The sequence below is a fragment of the Devosia neptuniae genome, assembly GCF_025452235.1.
Taxonomy (GTDB): domain Bacteria; phylum Pseudomonadota; class Alphaproteobacteria; order Rhizobiales; family Devosiaceae; genus Devosia.
The window spans coordinates 2,427,703-2,443,866 of the sequence record NZ_CP104965.1 but is presented as its reverse complement, the minus strand read 5'-3'; the positions used below and the strand labels follow the sequence as shown (position 1 = coordinate 2,443,866).

Here is a 16,164-nt window from a genome sequence, read left to right as displayed (position 1 = left end):
TCGTCAACGGCGCAGGCGGCTTCCCCCGGCCATTGTTGAGCAAACGCCACACCGCTAGTATTGCGCCATGATCAAAGCCCTTTGCGCAGCGCTGCTTATCTCGCTACTTGGCTATCCGTCCTTGGCCGGCACCATGGAGAGCAAATCCTTCCCCAGTCCCGGCCTGGGCGGCATCATCAACGCCCTGGTCTACCGCCCCGATGGCGCCCCTCCCCCAGGTGGTTGGCCCGTCATCTACCTGCTGCACGGCCTGGGCGGCGATCAGACCAGTTGGCGTGATCTGGGCCATATCCAACCCACGCTCGACGACATGATGGGCCACACCATCACACCTGCCCTCGTGGTCATGCCCGGCGCCGGTCCCGAAGGCTGGTACGTCGATTCCCGCGATATCGGCGGCCCCGGCAATTCCGAAACTGCTGTCGTCACCGACCTCCGCCAAGCCATCGAAAGCGCCTATCCCGTCCGCACCGACAAAGGTGGCCGCGCCATTGCGGGTCTCTCCATGGGCGGCTATGGCGCCCTTCGCCTCGCCCTCGCCCATCCCGACCTCTTCACATCCGCCGCCAGCCTGTCCGGCGCCATCTGGCAAAACGTGCCCGTCGACGAATTGGATCTGGCCCCCGAAGCCATGTCCCTGATCATCGACAGCACCTATTTCCACCACAACGACCCAGCCGACGTCTCGACCGGCATCGACCTGCCGCCGGTGCCACCCCATTTCGGCAGCGCCTTCGGCAACCCGTTTGATGCCCGTCGCTTCAACAGTCAGAACGTTTTCACGCTCCTCGCCCAGGCCATTGCCGACAATACCGACCTGCCCGCGCTGTTCCTCACCGTGGGCGACGACGACAGCCACAAGCTCTGGCGCGGCGCCATCGCCTTCTACGAAACCATGCAGGCGGACAATCGCCCGGTCGAATTTCGCATCACCAATGGCGATCATTCCTGGGACGTCTGGGCCACCGGCATCCGCGACGCGCTGAGCTTCATCGACAGCCAGTGGCACGAGCCGAAACTTTGAATAAAAAGCCCGCAAATCCCGTCATCTGATGGCCGTTTTTTGACGCGAATGGTGGGGGTCAATCGATAGTCAGCTCAGAAGAGCCGAACCTAAAGTCCGCGCCGGCGAATGTGGCGGGTTTCGATTGGTTTCAAACCACCCGATGCGAGAGCACCCATGCCGAAAGAAGCGCGGCTGGTCCGTGACCAGTTGGAACAGGCCCTCTTCACATTGCCCAAGGACCCGCAGGCCCCCGCAATCGGCCTGTTGATCGAAGAAGCCATCGAGGTCGCGCTCGAAATCGAGTTCACCAATTCCGTGCCACCAGCTACCGCGGCGCATGCTAAGGATAGCCCGACAGGGGAATTGGTTATGCCGTTAAGCTATCGCGTGGTCGATCTTGCCTCGGGAGGCGCCGAGCCGCCGGAGCATCAGGTCGATGGCGTGAACTCGCCCGAGGCAGCCGCCGAAAAGGCCCTGGGCACCAGGCTGTTCCGCAGCGGCCGCAAGGCCGATCTGCGCGCCCGCGTCTATTTCCAGCGCCCCGGCATGCCGCTCAGCATGGTGCGGCTCTACGCCAAGGCCATCAAGCCCGACTGAACCACCGCTCGGGAACGCTCGCGCCAGTCTCTTCGTTTCACATCCACATTAGCTGGATTGGAGACGCGCCATGAAGACCATGACCGCCCTGTTCGACGATTATACCCTGGCGGCTCAGGCGGTACGGGGCCTGGAAGCCGCCGGCATTCCCGAAGACGATATTTCCCTCGTCGTCTCGACCCTCGATGACGAAGTGGGAGAAGACAATGCCGATGACAAGGCCGCTGACGGCGCGGGTGCTGGCGCCGGTATCGGTGCCATCATCGGCGGCGCGGGCGGTCTATTGGCCGGCCTCGGCGCCCTGGCCATACCCGGTATCGGTCCGGTCATTGCCGCCGGTTGGCTGGTATCGACCGCGGTCGGCGCCGTTGCCGGGGCCGCATTGGGCGGCGCCACCGGTGGCGTCATCGGCGCCTTCACCAGCTCGGGCGTGCACGAACAGGATGCCCACGTCTTTGCCGAAGGCGTCCGCCGCGGCGGCAGCGTCGTTTCGGTGCGCGTCGATGAAAGCCAGGCGGGGGTAGTCGAGGATATCTTCACCAAGGCCCAGCAGGTCGACATCACCGAACGCCGCGCCCGCTACGAAGAAGAGGGCTGGCAATATTTCGACCCCACCGCTCCCGGCTTCAATCGCGACCCAGACCGCGAACGACGCGGGCTTGATCATCTGCAGGGCCCATTCTGACCGGACAAATCGCCACGGGAGGCAGTCATGCCAAACAGCGACAACTCCAAATTCACCGAGCAGTACATCGCCATCGACGGCGTCTCGCTTCACGTCACGCTCGCCGGCGATGCCAATGCACCGGGTCTCCTGCTGCTGCACGGCATGCCCAATTCCTCGCGCATGTTCAAGCCGATCATCCCCACCCTTGCCCAATCATGTCGCGTCGTCGCCCCCGACCTGCCGGGCTATGGCGCGTCCGACGTCATCGAGCCCGCCACCTTCGCGCAGTTCGCCGACCTGATCGAGGGCCTGCTGGATCATCTCGGCATCACCAGGATGTTCATTTACCTGCATGATTACGGCGCGCCCGCCGCCCTGCACATCGCCATGCGCCGGCCCGATCAGGTACTGGGCCTGATCATCCAGAATGCCAATGCCCATGAAAGCGGCATGGGTCCGACTTGGGCGCAGGTGCGAGCCTTCTGGAAAAGCCCCGACGCCGAAAACACCGCGGCCGCCTACGCCCACCTCACTGCCGAGGGAACGCGCGCCCAATATGTCAGCGGCGTGCCCGACGACATTGCCGCCCGCATGAATCCCAGGGATTGGGAAGAAGACTGGCGCGTGATGTCGCTCCCGGGCCGGCTCGAGCTCCAGCGCGCTTTGGTGCGGGATTACCAGCACCATGTCGCGCGGTTCGACCAGATCGCCGCTTATCTCAAAAACCGCCAGCCGCCGGCTTTGCTGCTCTGGGGCCGCCACGATCCCTATTTCGAGCTGGAAGAAACCCGCTCCTGGCTCGAGGATCTACCCAGGCTCGAAGCGCACATTCTGGATGGCCCCCACCTGCTGCTCGAAACCCATGCCGATCTCTGCGCCGACCTGATGCATCGCTTCGTGCGGCAACACGGCGCATAAAGCGCGTAAGGCTCAAATCTACCGGGATTGGTGCCCCCCGCCGGACTCGAACCGGCACGCCTTGCGGCGGAGGATTTTGAGTCCTCTGCGTCTACCATTCCGCCAGAGGGGCACAAGTCATGCTCTCTAGCGCAGCTCGTCCTGCTCCGCAACAGCGTCGCTGCCGGCTCCACGATTTTCGTCCGTCCGCGCGGCGCCCGCCCCGTTCCCGCGAAAAAGTGAACGCTGCCAGCACGCTACCGGGCCGCGTTAACCACGTTCCTTACCGCAGCGTTAATTTATTCCGTCGCATTTTACGGAAAACCAATACCCATATTTTCCGACCGACGAGGACGACCATGAATCGCCAGGCCCTTGCGCTTGCCACCGCACTGCTAGTCACCACTCCGGCATTCGCCGCCGATCTTGGCTGGAATGGCGGCAATAATAGCGGCGGCGGCTCCTTCTATGCGCCCGCCACGACCTGGAGCGGCTTTTACGCCGGCGTGAATGCCGGCTATGCCTGGGGCGAGCTGACCCGCAAGCCCACCGGCGGCGGCGTGGAAACCGAGAACAAGTCCAATGGCTGGAACCTGGGCGGCCAGGTCGGCTACAATATGGACATGGGCGGCTTCGTGCTGGGCGGCGAAGCCGACCTCAACTGGACCAGCATCGGCCATGAAGAAGACCTCGCCGGCATCGGCACGTCCAAGGTCGGCCTCGACGCCTATGGCACGCTGCGCGGCCGCGCCGGCATGGTGTTCGGCCAGGTCATGCCCTATGCAACCCTCGGCGTCGCCTGGGGCCGCGGCACGGCCAGCGTGACCAACCCCGCCGACGTGATCACCAGCCAGAGCAAGAACCACCTGGGCTGGACGGCTGGCGTGGGCCTTGAAGCCGCCGCCACCGAAAACATCACCGTCAAGGCCGAATATCTCTATGTCGATCTGGGCACCCAGACCTATGGCGGCCTGCCCGGCGGCAGCATCGACGCCACCCAACGCTTCAGCGTTGTCCGCGCCGGCATCAACTACAAGTTCTAGCTGGCGTAGCGGCGCGGATGACTATCCATCCAGCGCCACCAAACCCGGATCTACCAACAAAATTAAAAGCATGGGCAGCGGTATAAACCGGCTGCCCATGCGCGTTTTTGGCCACTGCCGCGGCCAATATCTCAGGCAGTGAGCGACCGATTGGTTGCGACTGCGCCGGCGCGGGTGAATTGTGCACCCGGCTTGGAAAACGATGCCATAATGGCGTCGCGGTTCGATGCAGCACGCCCCTTGTCGGCCGCGGCAAGCGCCGCTTTGAGCTCGGTGGCAGTCAGCTCGGTGCAATAGGCCGGGGTGCCCGGCTGCAGCCGCCAGGACTCCTCAAGGCTGCCGGCATCCACAATATCGAAGCCAGTAATGCTGACCAGATCGGCGACAAGGGCCTTGGCCGCCGCGTCGTTACCCCCAATCGGGATGGCAATGCGATCTGGAGTACCGGGCCCCGAACCGGCCTCGGCCAATGTCTGCGTCAGCAGCGCATTCCAGGCCTTGACCAGGGGGCGTCCCACTTGTTCGCTGGCCCAAACGGTCTCCGGCTTGCCGCTCTCCACCTCGGAAATTTTGCCGTCACGGGCGGGATAATAGTTGGAAGTGTCGACCACGATCGCCCCCGCAGGGGCGCCGGCGACAATCGATGCCAGGTCCGGGTTCCGGGCGAAAGGCACCGAGAGGATGACCACATCGGCATCCTGCACGGCCGCCTCTTTCTCAACGGCCTCGATGCCGGTGCCAGCCACGGTTTCGGCAAGGCTTTCGGGACCACGTGAGTTGGCCAGTTTCACCTGGTGGCCGGCGGCGTCCAGCTTCTTGGCGACCTGCGCGCCGATATTGCCGGCGCCAATGACTGCGATTTTCATGTCTGTGACCTTTCAGGTTTAGCGGGATGAGCGAAGTCATGCAGAGTGTCCCGCAGCGCGACCAGATCGTCCTCGGTCATGCGGCACGCACTCTTGATCTTGTCGGAAATGCTCCAGACCTCGTCCTTGATGCTGCGGCCAGCGGGCGACAGATCGACCAGGACACGGCGTTCATCCTCGGGGTCACGCATCCGCGTCACCATCCCGCTGGTCTCGAGCCGCTTGAGCAGCGGCGTGATCGTGCCGGTATCCATCCCCAAGGCGTTTCCGAGCTCACCCACCGATCGGGGCGCCGCCGCATAAAGCTCCAGCATCACCAGATATTGGGGAAAGGTCAGACCCAGCGGATCAAGGAACGGCTTGTGCATGCGCGCCATTCGACCCGCCGCGCCGTAGACCGCGAACGAGATTTGCGTCCGAACCTGATGCGACGCGCTTTTCTGAGGTGTCATCGTATCCTCGCGACAGACCAGGGTTCACTATTGAACCAGTATCTAGCGCACTAGATAAACGCTCCCTCCAGAATTGCAACCCTCCAGGGTCGGACGCCAGGCCGCGGCGCGCTAGGCGATCAGTGCGCGGCGGCGGTGTAGTTCATACGCTGCAGGTCCGAGATGAGGCTCGGGCCGGTTGGGTTCCAACCAAGCGTGTTGCGCGTCCATTCGCTCGATGCCGGCATGTCCAGAGTGGCAAAATGCGCCAATGGTCCAAAGTAATCGGCAACCTGCTCCAAAGACAGGGAACGCACGGGAACACCCAGGCCCAGTCCCACCGCCTCGGCAACCTGACGCATCGAGACGCCCTCCTCGGCAACGGCATGATAGCGCACTCCAGCCTCGTGCTTTTCAAGTGCCAGGCGGTACAGGCGGGCGACGTCGGAGACATGGGCTGCGGCCCAGCGCTCCTTGCCGTCGCCGACGTAGGCCACAAAGCCGTGAGCCCGCGCGATCTCGATCATCGGGCTGATCAGCCCCTGCTTTTTGGTGTCGTGCACCTGTGGCAGCCGCACCACGGCAAGGCTCACGCCCTTGGCCGCCACCGCTTCTCCGGCCAGTTCGGACAGCTTTCGCGGATTTGAATTATTGCGGTCGAACTGCCGTTCCAGCGCCGGCTCACCGGGCGCTCCGCTCCCCATCCCCGAGCCGGACGTGATCAGAAATGGCTTGTTCGATCCGGCGAGCGCGCCGCCGATTGCCTCGATCACCCGTCGGTCCTTTTCGCAATTGGCGACGAAATTGGTGAAGTCGTGATCGAAAGCGGTGTGGATGACTGCGTCTGCCTGTGATGCACCACGCGCGAGGGTCTGGGGATCCTCCAAACTGCCGCGATAGACCTCGGCACCGGCCCGGACCAGCGCCGCCGCCCCGTCCTCCGACCGGGTTAGCCCTAAAACCTCATGTCCGGCATTGATGAGTTCGGGCACGATCTTGGAGCCGATAAAGCCGGTCGCGCCGGTCAGGAAAACACGCATGGCAGCACCTTTCTGGTTGTTCGGTCTGCCAGATGGACCTATATCTCTTCCTGTTAAAGTAGTGACTTTATCATAGTATAAAAACCAACTGGCTCGCCATGACCGCTCCCGCCACCAACGTCTTGGGGACTTACCTGCGGGATCGCCGCACCCGGCTCGATCCAGCGGCGCTGGGCTTCATCGGCGGGCGGCGCCGCACTGCGGGATTGCGCCGCGAGGAAGTCGCGCAACGCGCCAATATCAGTCCGACCTGGTATACTTGGCTGGAACAGGGCCGTGGTGGCGCCCCCTCGGCCGATGTACTCGATCGCATCGCAAAGGGCCTCATGCTCACCGAACCCGAACGGGAGCATCTTTTCCTGCTCGGTCTCGGCCGGCCGCCGGAGGTGCGTTACAAGGCAATTGACGGTGTGACGCCCAGGCTGCAACGCGTGCTGGACACCCTCGGCAACAGCCCGGCCATCATCAAGACAGCCACCTGGGATGTCGTCGCCTGGAACCGGGCGGCGGCGGCGGTACTGACCGATTACAGCAAGCTTCCGCGGCAGCAGCGGAACATCCTTCGGCTCATGTTCGCCGATTCACGTGTCCGGGCCAAACAGGAGGATTGGGAAAGCGTTGCCCGCTATGTGGTAGGCTCGTTCCGCGCGGACGTGGCGCGGGCCGGCGCCACCGAGGAGAGCATGGTGCTGGTAGACGAGCTGTCCCGAACAAGCCCGGAATTCAACCGGCTCTGGCGCGACAATGAGGTCGCCACCAAGCATGAAGGCATCAAGCGCATCCATCATCCCGGGGTCGGCCTGCTGGAGCTTGAATTTTCAGGCTTCGCCATTGACGGGCGTCCCGAGCTTGGCATGGTGATCTACCATCCGGCCTCGAGCCGCGATGCGGACCTGGTGAGGTCGCTCATCGCCGCGCTCGATAATGAGGCCACCCGTTCGTAGCCCGGCCGGCGCTTCGCGCTAGCGCTTTGCTGCTTCACCACTTTCCCGCAGCGAGGCATATTGCAGCGTCACCGCCTCGATATTGTCATCCAGCCACTCCGCCATCGCCTGCTCCTCGGCCAGGTTGGCTTCCAAAAGCTGTACCGATCCAGCATCGCCGGCCTGCTGCGCCAAGGCGAGCAGGGACTTGTAGGCGGCGATTTCGTAATTCTCGAAGGCGAAATTGGCAAAGCTGTTCTTGACGATTTCATCGGGCGCCACCGAGTGACCGATGGCCGCCATGGCCCCGCCCACCGACAATGCCATGTCCTTGAGCGAGGACCGCTTTTCACCCAACGTATCGAGGATGCGTTCCAACCGTTCGATCTGCCCCTCGGTTTCTCCAATATGCTCTTCCAGGCGGCGCGCCACCTCGGGGTAGTTCTCGATGCGTTCGGCCTGCGGTTTCATGATCGCCAGCGCCTGGTTTTCCATGGCATGGGCATTGCGCAAGCCGGTGATGAAGATATCGCGAGTGTCAGTCATGGTCTGCTCCGGTTTTAGCGTGAGGCTTTGTAAAGTTTGGCGGCGATCTCGAACATTTCCTCGGGCGCATAGTCTGGCGTGAAGGCCGACGGGATGCCGACCAATTGCTGGATCTTGCCGCCATCGGGCATACCTTCGACCACTTCGAGCGGCCCCGGCGGATCGTCGGGCAGCGCGACTTCGTCATTGGACCAGATGCCGGAGATTTCCTGGTAGTCACCCTGGCTCCAGGTGTAGAGGCGGCGATGGGAGCCCTCATCCAGATATTTCTGGCATTCAGGAATGTTGGAGAGCGGAATATTGGGCGTTGGCAGCATCTTCTCGATATCCACGCCGGTCAGCTTCTTCAGTGCCAATGCATAGGAATGGGCATGCACCGAGCCGCGCACCAGCAGATAGCCGCACACTTCGCGTCCGGTCGGATCGCTGACCGTCTCGTAAACCCGCAGCTTGTGCAGGCGTGCGCCGCATTCGAGATGGAAATTGTGCAGCAAGTCGAAAATCAGATTACCCGTCGTGGTGACGAAGTCGTTGTTCCACGACACGCCATTGGCATTCACCGGCGTTGAGCCACCCCCATTGGACAGGAAGGCTGAGGCGAGACGAATGTCCTGCATCGCCTCGAACGGCGTCTTGGAGATATCGCCGCCATCGCCCTTGTCCCCCTGGGGCTTGTCGGGGCCATTGTTCAGCATGGCGACGCCATTGCTCACCAGTTCCACATGCGCCAGCTCTTCGGCCGTGATGGAGGCGACAAGGCTATAGAACGGCCGCAGCTTGTCCTTGGAGCGAAAGTTGAAGCTCTGGAACATGTAATTTCCGAGCGTGGACATCTCGGCATATTTGCCGCCGAGCAGCTCCTGCAGCGCTGCGGCCGCATTGGGGTCTGCGGCAGCTGGCGGTGGCAGTTCGGTGATCAGTCGATCGACACGCATGAACATGGTTGGGCTCTCCGTTTGGTGCTTGCCCGCAACGGAAGGCCCTGACAGTTCGATCCCACGCTAACGTGGGTTAAGCGGCCGAACTTGTACTGCTTAGGTGAACTCTGGCCTGCTACCCGCCTCTCTCCAAGCAAGGCCGCTTGACATCCTACCTATCAATAGGTAGGTAAGTTTATGACCCATCTTTCCTCGACCTCCGACGATATCCTTGCCGCTGCCCGGCCGCTGATCGTTGCGGGGGGATATAACGGCTTCAGCTATGCGGATATCGCCGAGATTGTCGGCATCCGCAAAGCCAGTATTCACCACCACTTTCCCAGCAGGGTCGACCTGGTGCGCACTCTGGTGCTTCGCTACCGCGAGGACGCGCGAGCCGGATTTGCCGCGCTTGAACGAACGGCCAAGGACCCGGGCGAGCAGCTTTCGAATTACATCGCCTATTGGGAAAAGTGCATTGTCGACGCAAGCGCGCCATTCTGCATATGCGCGCTTCTGGCCAGCGAGTTGCCCGCCCTACCCGCAGCAGTCGCCAAGGAAGTGCGCCTGCACTTCGAGACCTTGTCGGAATGGCTGGCGTCGGCCTTTGAACGTGGCGCCAAGTCGGGCATCTTTCAGCTTCAAAGCGCCTCCCAAACCGAAGCGGAGGCCTTCATGGCTGCGGTCCACGGAGCGATGTTATCGGCCCGAGTCCATGGCAATCCAAAACTGTTTGGCATGATCACCGCTTCGGTGCGAGCCCGCCTCTCCAGCTAAATAAATCTCACCTCTACGTCCATTTCACCCCCTCAGACCTTCCAACTAGTAGATAGAACAAAATGCCCACCATCGACGAGAACTCCGCCCGGTCAGCTCAGGACCGCTGGCTCGCCACCTATTATATCTCCCGCGCGGCATTCTCTGTAGTCTGGGTAGCATTCGCCCTGACGCTTGGGCAGAGCAATGCAGCTCTTGGCGCCATCCTGCTGGTAATTTACCCGCTCTGGGACGCAGCGGCCAACTATGTGGACGCCACTCGCAACGGCGGACTACTCCAAAACAATACGCAAGCGATCAACGTTTTCGTCAGTCTGGTCACCACACTGGCCGTGTTTATCGCCCTGCAGGCAGGGCTGAACGCCGTGCTGACGGTATTTGGCGCATGGGCCATCCTGTCCGGCTTGCTGCAACTGGGCACCGCCATCCGCCGCTGGAAATCGTCAGGCGCGCAATGGGCAATGATCCTGAGCGGCGGTCAATCGGCACTTGCCGGCGCGTTTTTCGTCGTCCAGGCGCAACAGCCCGTGCCGGCGGTCCTGCCCGTCGTGGCCGGATACGCCGCGTTTGGCGCCATCTATTTCCTGGTTTCGGCACTGTCGCTGCTCATCGGCAAGCATTTGGGGAGGCGTACTCGTTCATAGCATTGGCGCGCTAGGTTGCCGGGCTGGCGACAGGCAGGGAGATCTCGAACAGCGCGCCGCCTCCAGGGGCGTCTCCCACGGTGATCTGGCCGTGGTGACGGGCGATGATGTCCCGCACTAGGTTGAGCCCGAGCCCGGCCCCCTGATCGAGCGGCACGACGCGATTGAAGGGCTCGAAAATGGTCTGGCGGTGTTCTTCGGCAATGCCAGGCCCGGTATCGGCAACGCGCAGCGAGCCGTCGCGACCCACCCCGACCCGGATAGCGGTTTCGCTGCCGCCATGGATCACCGCGTTCTGGATGAGATTGACAATGGCCCGCGAAAGCGACGCTGCGTCGCCCGCAATGGTGACGTTGTCCACTTCGGCATCGAAGGAAATCTCGTCCCCGGCGGCGATCGCCAAGGGCGCCATGTCGGCGGTAACCTGGGCGGCCAGGTCGACCAGGTTGACTGGCTGGAACACCGTCAGGTCGGCGTCGAGCCGTTGCAGGTCGAGCAATTGGTTGGCCAGATTAGCCAGCCGCGCCACGTCGAGCAGCAGCCGGCTGCGCTGCTCGTCAGCGGGCAGCAGTTCGATACGGGTCTGCAATATGGCGATGGGCGTACGCAATTCATGGGCCGCATCGGCCAGAAAGCGCTGCCGCCGCTCCATGCCGTCATCGAGGCGCTGCAACGCCGAATTGACCGCTCCCACCAGGGAATGAAGTTCCTCGGGCACATGGGCCGAGGACAGGCGGATGCCGCGCTGGTCGACATCGATCCTGTCCGCTTCCGCCGCCACATGGGCCACGCCCCGCAATTGGCGGGTCACCACCATCGGGATGACCAGGAAGGAAACCAGGGTCAACAGGAAGAGCAGGCCGAGAAAGAGCGAATCCCCGAACGTTGCAAACAGCGCCTTGAAGCCGACCTCGGGGCCGCCGCCGGTAATGATCCACAACGTGCCGTCATCGCGGTTCTCCCGCCGCACGATGGCAGTGGGCGCCTCGGATAGGCCGATATCGGCAATATTGGCGGAGTTTAGCCGCGGCAGGTCCTCGAGGAGATCTGCGACTCCCGCGGGAATGTTCCCCATCTGCGCCGAATGACCGTCAATATCGATCGCATAGAACCAGAACCGGGGAAAATCGGCTGATTTCTCGATCATGTCCTCGTTGAGCACAACCTCCAAATCGCCTGCGGCAGTGCGCTGGATCGAGTCGGCAATGTGCTCGATAACCCCGTCATCGAGCCCCTGTTCCTGGCGGATCAGCTCGACGATCGGGATCGCCACCACGCTGGTAAAGGCAATCAGCACCAGGGCCTGCATCGCCACCATGCGCCAGGTCAGCCTGACACGCAGGGACGGATAGTTCCACGGCTTCATGATGCCGCCCGCAACAAGTAGCCCAGGCCGCGAATGGCGTGGATTTCCACCCCCGCTCCGCTCAGCTTGCGGCGCAGCCGCGAGATATGGGCGTCCAGCGTATTGGACGCGATCTCATCGTCATAGCCATAGACCGCCTCTTCCAGCGCACTGCGCGGCACCGTCCTGCCCGAGCGCCGCACCAATATTTCTAGTGCCAGCAATTCGCGCCGCGTCAGGTCCAGCGGCTCGTCCGCAACTTCGGCATGGCGGGCGGTGAGATTGAACCGCAGCAAACCAACATTGACTGTGCTCTCCCCGATCTGGGCCGGGCGGCGCATCACCGCGCGCAACCGTGCCAACAGCTCGTCGGTGGAAAACGGCTTGGCCAGATAGTCATCGGCCCCATGGTCGAGCCCCGCGACGCGATGATCGAGCGATCCCAGCGCCGACAGCACGATGATCGGCAGGCCGGCATGCTCCCGCCGCAGTACGGGGATCAACGACAGGCCGTCACCGTCCGGCAATTTGCGGTCGAGCAGCACCGCATCATGCACGCCGCTGCGGCAGGCCTCCTCCGCAATTTCGAGCGTGCGGGCATGATCCACCACGATGTCGTGGCGGCTCAGCGCGGCGGTCAGCGCCGCAGCCATATTCATCTCGTCTTCGACCAGCAAAATGCGCATGCATCATTCCTATCGGGCTTTCGGCAGTCTAGCGACAGACATTGCGGCTGCATTGCACGGCAGGGGAGCCCGGCTTTTTTGATGGTGACCGATGGTCAGCGCAGCCATCCGCCCCTATGGTATCACCCAACAACTGGTGGCTCTGCAGTCATTGAGCTTTTGGCTTATCGTGGAAGACCTTTGGCATGGCTACAATCAGAACGGGCACGGCGGGTTGGGTTTACGAACCCTGGCGCGGCACCTTCTTTCCGCAGGGGCTGGTTCAGAAAAAGGAACTGGCCTATGCCAGCTCCCGCCTCGGCACCATCGAGATCAACGCCACCTTCCGAGCCACGCAAAAGCCCGCCAGCTTCGCCAAATGGGCCGGCGAGGCGCGCGAGGGCTTCGTGTTCTCGATCAAGGGCCCGCAACTGGTCACCCATATCAAGCGGCTCAAGGATTGCCGGGCCGAACTGGCCAATTTCTTCGCCTCCGGCCCCCTCGCCCTGGGCGAAAAGCTGGGACCCTTCATTTGGCAATTGCCGCCCAATCTGAGCTACAAGCCCGAAGTATTCGGCGCCTTCCTCGAGCTGCTGCCCAAGACGCCCGAGCAATACACCGCCCTCGCCGCGGAGGCCGACACTCGGCTCAAAACCCCGCCCTATCTCGACACCGCTGGCGTCACCACCATTCGCCACGCCATTGAGCTGCGCAATGCCAGCTTCGCCACGCCCGAAGTCCGCGACCTGCTGGCCAGCCACAATGTGGCGCAGGTCATCGCCGACACCCCCGAATACCCCGCCCGCGAGCTGACCGCCGATTTCGCCTATTGCCGCCTGCAGGGCCCCTCCCGCCCCGGCGCAACGGGGTACGAGCCCGATGACATTGCCGACTGGGCCGAAACGATCAGCGCCTGGGCCAAGTCCGGCAAGGACGTTTTCGCCTATTTCGTGCACGAGGATAAGCTGCACGCGCCCGCCAATGCCATTGCCCTGCGCCAGGCGCTGGGCATCACCCTGCCCGGCGATTGATCACATCGCCGTTCCCCGCTGGAATTCGCCCCAATTCGGTTTTATCGACGCGAGTACAGCGTCACACGGAACGTCCCATGCCAGCCCCTACCTCCCGGCCCCTCGACAAGATCACCGCCGCCATCGCCTTCGTGCTCGGCCTTGCCACCATTGCCGGCGCCTGGGGCAGCCAGCTGATCGGCGGGCTGGTCCCCTGCGAGCTCTGCCTTGAACAGCGCCTCGCCTATTACTGGGGCCTGCCGCTCCTGCTGCTGATCCTGCTCGCCTGGAACAAGCTGCCGCTGACGGTGTGGTATATCGCCATGGCCATCGCGGCCGCCATTTTCGCCTGGGGCACCTATATGGGCGGCTTCCATGCCGGCGTCGAATGGGGCTTCTGGCCGGGCCCCACCGCCTGCACCGGCGTTGGCGACGCCATGGATTTCAATGCCCTGAGCAATATGAACGACGCCCATGTCATCGGCTGCGACGTCGTCCAGTTCCGTTTTCTCGGCATTTCGCTGGCCGGCTACAATGCCCTGATCTCGGCCGGTATCGTCGTGCTGCTGCTGATCTCGATCGCGCTGCAATGGCGGGGCAACAAGCGCGCCGCTTAGGTTCGCATTGACATCTCAGCCCATCCGAACCATGTGGAAGCCAACAATTTCCGGAGTTCCCCATGGGTTTCAAGATGGGCATCGTCGGCCTGCCCAATGTCGGCAAGTCGACCCTTTTCAATGCGCTTACCCGCACCGCTGCCGCCCAGGCCGCGAACTTCCCCTTCTGCACCATCGAGCCCAATGTGGGCGAAGTCTCGGTGCCGGACGCCCGCCTCGATAAGCTCGCCGCCATTGGCAAGTCGATCAACGTGCTGCCCGCCCGCATGAGCTTTGTCGACATTGCCGGGCTGGTGAAGGGCGCCTCGCAGGGCGAAGGGCTGGGCAACCAGTTCCTCGCTAATATCCGCGAATGCGACGCCATCGCCTATGTGCTGCGCTGCTTTGAAGACAACAACATCATCCACGTCGCCAACAAGGTCGATCCGCTCGCCGATGCTGAAGTGGTCGAGACCGAGCTGATGTTGGCCGACCTTGAAAGTCTCGAAAAGCGCCGCAACGGCGTCGAGAAGAAAGCCAAGCAGAACGACAAGGACGCCAAGCTCACCCTCGAGCTGATCGACCGCGCCCTGGTCCTGCTGCGCGATGGCAAGTCCGCCCGCTTCGTCAAGCGCGACGCCGAGGAAGAAAAAGCCTTCCAGGAACTCCAGCTGCTGACCTCCAAGCCCGCCCTCTACGTCTGCAATGTCGATGAAGGCTCCGCCGAAAACGGCAATGCCATGAGCAAGCTGGTGGAAGACTACGCCCATAAGCACGACGCGGGCGTCGTCATCATCTCGGCCGAAATCGAAAGCCAGCTGGCCCAGCTTCCCGATGCCGAACAGGCCGAATATCTCGAGTCTCTCGGTCTGCACGAAGCCGGCCTCAACCGGCTGATCCGCGAAGCCTATGCGCTGCTGGGCCTACAGACCTATTTCACCGTCGGCCCCAAGGAAACCCGCGCCTGGACCATCCACAAGGGCGACAAGGCCCCCGCGGCCGCCGGTGTCATCCACTCCGATTTCGAACGCGGCTTCATCCGCGCCCAGACCATCGCCTATGACGACTTCGTCACCCTGGGCGGCGAAGTCCCCGCCAAGGAAGCCGGCAAAGCCCGCGACGAAGGCAAGGAATACGTCGTCAAAGACGGCGACGTGATGCTGTTCAAGTTTAATACTTGAGCTCGGCCTAGCGGGGCAACGGCGGTGATGGGTGGGAAGTCGGCCTAGCTTTTCGGAAGTTGCCGTGAAAAGCGGACCGCCTTAGACGGACCATCTGGCTGGCGTAACTGTCGGACTTTAGATGATTTCAGACAGGGCGCGTCTGAGGTGCTCGACGAACAGCCTGACTTTGGCCGGGACAAAATGCGACGTTGGATAGACGGCATGCACGTCGAGCGGCGCATATTGATAGTCAGGCATGATCTGCACCAATTGGCCGGCGGCCAGTTCGGCCCGTATCTGGGGTAGCTGCGCGCCACCCAGGCCGAGCCCGGCCACCAGCGCCTTGGTGAGCACGAAGGTATTGTTGGCGAGAAAGCTGGTCTGCACCGGGACCAGCAGTGAGCCTGCCGGGCCGGTCAATGGCATGGTGTCGTCCACTGCCGCCCCGCTGAAGCGCACCTGCCGGTGTGTCGAGAGGTGTTCGGGCGTGTCCGGCGCGCCGTGCCGGGCCAGATAGGCGGGTGCGGCAACCAGTATCCGCCTGAGCGTGCCGAACCGGCGCGCAATGAGACCGGAGGACCGCAGAGTGCCGAAACGCAAGGCAAGATCGACGGCCTGCTCGGTCAGGTCCACGTAGCGGTCGTCCAGCATCAATTCAAAGGTCAGCCCCGGATGTTCCAACTGAAACGCGATCGCGATATCGGCCAGATACATCTGGCCGAAACCGGTTGGCGCCTGAATGCGGAGGTGGCCGGTCAGCGGCGCCCCGGCGCCAGCGACCAGTTCGGCCGCCTCATCAACCGCGGCGAGCACCGGTTTGGCCCGCGCATAATAGGTCCGGCCCGCCTCGGTTAGCGCCAGCTGGCGGGTCGTCCGGTTGACCAGGCGGACCCCCAGATGCTGCTCCAGCGCGCTGATTTTCTGGCTTACCGCGGGCTGGGACAGTTTCAGATCCCGGCCTGCCGCAGACAGGCTACCCAATTCGGCAACCCTGACGAACACGCCCATTGCGGCCAGCACATCCATCACGC

General features: G+C 62.8%; 19 protein-coding genes and 1 tRNA gene. 11 read left to right on the top strand and 9 right to left on the bottom strand.

Features of this window, described 5'->3' with window-relative positions; translation table 11 throughout:
• Nucleotides 1–67: 67 nt before the first annotated feature.
• The 4 genes from N8A98_RS14760 (at nucleotide 68) to N8A98_RS14745 (ending at nucleotide 3,188) form a co-directional block, all read left to right on the top strand.
• Nucleotides 68–1,024: an alpha/beta hydrolase gene (locus N8A98_RS14760; RefSeq protein ID WP_262166405.1), complete on the top strand. Its 957-nt coding sequence runs from the start codon at nucleotides 68–70 to the stop codon at nucleotides 1,022–1,024.
• Between the two features lie 156 nt (nucleotides 1,025–1,180).
• Nucleotides 1,181–1,603 carry a hypothetical protein gene (locus N8A98_RS14755; RefSeq protein WP_262166404.1) on the top strand — a complete coding sequence of 141 codons (423 nt, stop codon included), beginning with the start codon at nucleotides 1,181–1,183 and terminating at the stop codon, nucleotides 1,601–1,603.
• 70 nt (nucleotides 1,604–1,673) lie between these two features.
• Nucleotides 1,674–2,288 carry a hypothetical protein gene (locus tag N8A98_RS14750; RefSeq protein ID WP_262166403.1) on the top strand — a complete coding sequence of 205 codons (615 nt, stop codon included), beginning with the start codon at nucleotides 1,674–1,676 and terminating at the stop codon, nucleotides 2,286–2,288.
• A gap of 27 nt (nucleotides 2,289–2,315) precedes the next feature.
• Nucleotides 2,316–3,188, top strand: coding sequence for an alpha/beta fold hydrolase (locus N8A98_RS14745; protein ID WP_262166402.1), 873 nt, complete (start codon nucleotides 2,316–2,318; stop codon nucleotides 3,186–3,188).
• A gap of 28 nt (nucleotides 3,189–3,216) precedes the next feature.
• On the opposite strand, the gene N8A98_RS14740 is transcribed toward N8A98_RS14745, so the two are convergent.
• Nucleotides 3,217–3,300, bottom strand: a tRNA-Leu gene (locus N8A98_RS14740).
• A gap of 226 nt (nucleotides 3,301–3,526) precedes the next feature.
• On the opposite strand from N8A98_RS14740, the gene N8A98_RS14735 reads away from it, so the two are divergent.
• Nucleotides 3,527–4,210 (top strand): outer membrane protein, encoded by a 684-nt coding sequence (locus N8A98_RS14735; RefSeq protein ID WP_162740421.1) that lies wholly within the window; start codon nucleotides 3,527–3,529, stop codon nucleotides 4,208–4,210.
• Between the two features lie 131 nt (nucleotides 4,211–4,341).
• Here N8A98_RS14735 and N8A98_RS14730 read toward each other — a convergent pair whose 3' ends face one another.
• From N8A98_RS14730 to N8A98_RS14720, 3 genes are all read right to left on the bottom strand, one after another.
• Entirely contained in the window at nucleotides 4,342–5,076 is a 735-nt protein-coding gene (locus tag N8A98_RS14730) for an NADPH-dependent F420 reductase (RefSeq protein ID WP_262166401.1), read from the bottom strand.
• On the bottom strand, nucleotides 5,073–5,444 hold the full coding sequence (locus N8A98_RS14725) for a MarR family winged helix-turn-helix transcriptional regulator (RefSeq protein WP_262172003.1): 372 nt from the start codon (nucleotides 5,442–5,444) through the stop codon (nucleotides 5,073–5,075). Before N8A98_RS14725 ends, N8A98_RS14730 begins: the two co-directional genes overlap by 4 nt.
• 203 nt (nucleotides 5,445–5,647) lie before the next feature.
• Nucleotides 5,648–6,547 (bottom strand): SDR family oxidoreductase, encoded by a 900-nt coding sequence (locus tag N8A98_RS14720; RefSeq protein WP_262166399.1) that lies wholly within the window; start codon nucleotides 6,545–6,547, stop codon nucleotides 5,648–5,650.
• A gap of 98 nt (nucleotides 6,548–6,645) precedes the next feature.
• Between N8A98_RS14720 and N8A98_RS14715 the strand changes: the two genes are divergently transcribed.
• A complete protein-coding gene (locus N8A98_RS14715; RefSeq protein WP_262166398.1) occupies nucleotides 6,646–7,491 on the top strand; it encodes a helix-turn-helix transcriptional regulator in 846 nt (281 codons plus the stop codon).
• An 18-nt stretch (nucleotides 7,492–7,509) separates the two neighbouring features.
• Here N8A98_RS14715 and N8A98_RS14710 read toward each other — a convergent pair whose 3' ends face one another.
• Entirely contained in the window at nucleotides 7,510–8,016 is a 507-nt protein-coding gene (locus tag N8A98_RS14710) for a ferritin-like domain-containing protein (RefSeq protein ID WP_262166397.1), read from the bottom strand.
• A gap of 14 nt (nucleotides 8,017–8,030) precedes the next feature.
• A complete protein-coding gene (locus N8A98_RS14705; RefSeq protein WP_262166396.1) occupies nucleotides 8,031–8,957 on the bottom strand; it encodes a manganese catalase family protein in 927 nt (308 codons plus the stop codon).
• A gap of 174 nt (nucleotides 8,958–9,131) precedes the next feature.
• Between N8A98_RS14705 and N8A98_RS14700 the strand changes: the two genes are divergently transcribed.
• Both N8A98_RS14700 and N8A98_RS14695 read left to right on the top strand, forming a co-directional pair.
• Nucleotides 9,132–9,710, top strand: coding sequence for a TetR/AcrR family transcriptional regulator (locus N8A98_RS14700; protein WP_262166395.1), 579 nt, complete (start codon nucleotides 9,132–9,134; stop codon nucleotides 9,708–9,710).
• 62 nt (nucleotides 9,711–9,772) lie between these two features.
• Entirely contained in the window at nucleotides 9,773–10,354 is a 582-nt protein-coding gene (locus tag N8A98_RS14695; protein ID WP_262166394.1) for a DUF308 domain-containing protein, read from the top strand.
• 10 nt (nucleotides 10,355–10,364) lie between these two features.
• Here N8A98_RS14695 and N8A98_RS14690 read toward each other — a convergent pair whose 3' ends face one another.
• Nucleotides 10,365–11,720 carry a sensor histidine kinase gene (locus N8A98_RS14690; protein ID WP_262166393.1) on the bottom strand — a complete coding sequence of 452 codons (1,356 nt, stop codon included), beginning with the start codon at nucleotides 11,718–11,720 and terminating at the stop codon, nucleotides 10,365–10,367.
• On the bottom strand, nucleotides 11,717–12,385 hold the full coding sequence (locus N8A98_RS14685; protein WP_113123262.1) for a response regulator transcription factor: 669 nt from the start codon (nucleotides 12,383–12,385) through the stop codon (nucleotides 11,717–11,719). The genes N8A98_RS14690 and N8A98_RS14685 overlap by 4 nt, the downstream gene beginning before the upstream one ends.
• Before the next feature lie 185 nt (nucleotides 12,386–12,570).
• Between N8A98_RS14685 and N8A98_RS14680 the strand changes: the two genes are divergently transcribed.
• The 3 genes from N8A98_RS14680 to ychF all read left to right on the top strand — a co-directional run bounded on the left by N8A98_RS14680 (nucleotide 12,571) and on the right by ychF (nucleotide 15,151).
• Nucleotides 12,571–13,395: a DUF72 domain-containing protein gene (locus N8A98_RS14680; protein WP_262166390.1), complete on the top strand. Its 825-nt coding sequence runs from the start codon at nucleotides 12,571–12,573 to the stop codon at nucleotides 13,393–13,395.
• Nucleotides 13,396–13,472: 77 nt separating this feature from the next.
• Nucleotides 13,473–13,991: a disulfide bond formation protein B gene (locus N8A98_RS14675; RefSeq protein WP_262166389.1), complete on the top strand. Its 519-nt coding sequence runs from the start codon at nucleotides 13,473–13,475 to the stop codon at nucleotides 13,989–13,991.
• A gap of 62 nt (nucleotides 13,992–14,053) precedes the next feature.
• Nucleotides 14,054–15,151 carry a redox-regulated ATPase YchF gene (ychF, locus tag N8A98_RS14670; RefSeq protein ID WP_262166387.1) on the top strand — a complete coding sequence of 366 codons (1,098 nt, stop codon included), beginning with the start codon at nucleotides 14,054–14,056 and terminating at the stop codon, nucleotides 15,149–15,151.
• 117 nt (nucleotides 15,152–15,268) lie between these two features.
• On the opposite strand, the gene N8A98_RS14665 is transcribed toward ychF, so the two are convergent.
• Nucleotides 15,269–16,159, bottom strand: a complete 891-nt coding sequence (locus tag N8A98_RS14665; protein ID WP_262166386.1) for a LysR family transcriptional regulator — start codon at nucleotides 16,157–16,159, stop codon at nucleotides 15,269–15,271.
• Between the last annotated feature and the right edge of the window lie 5 nt (nucleotides 16,160–16,164).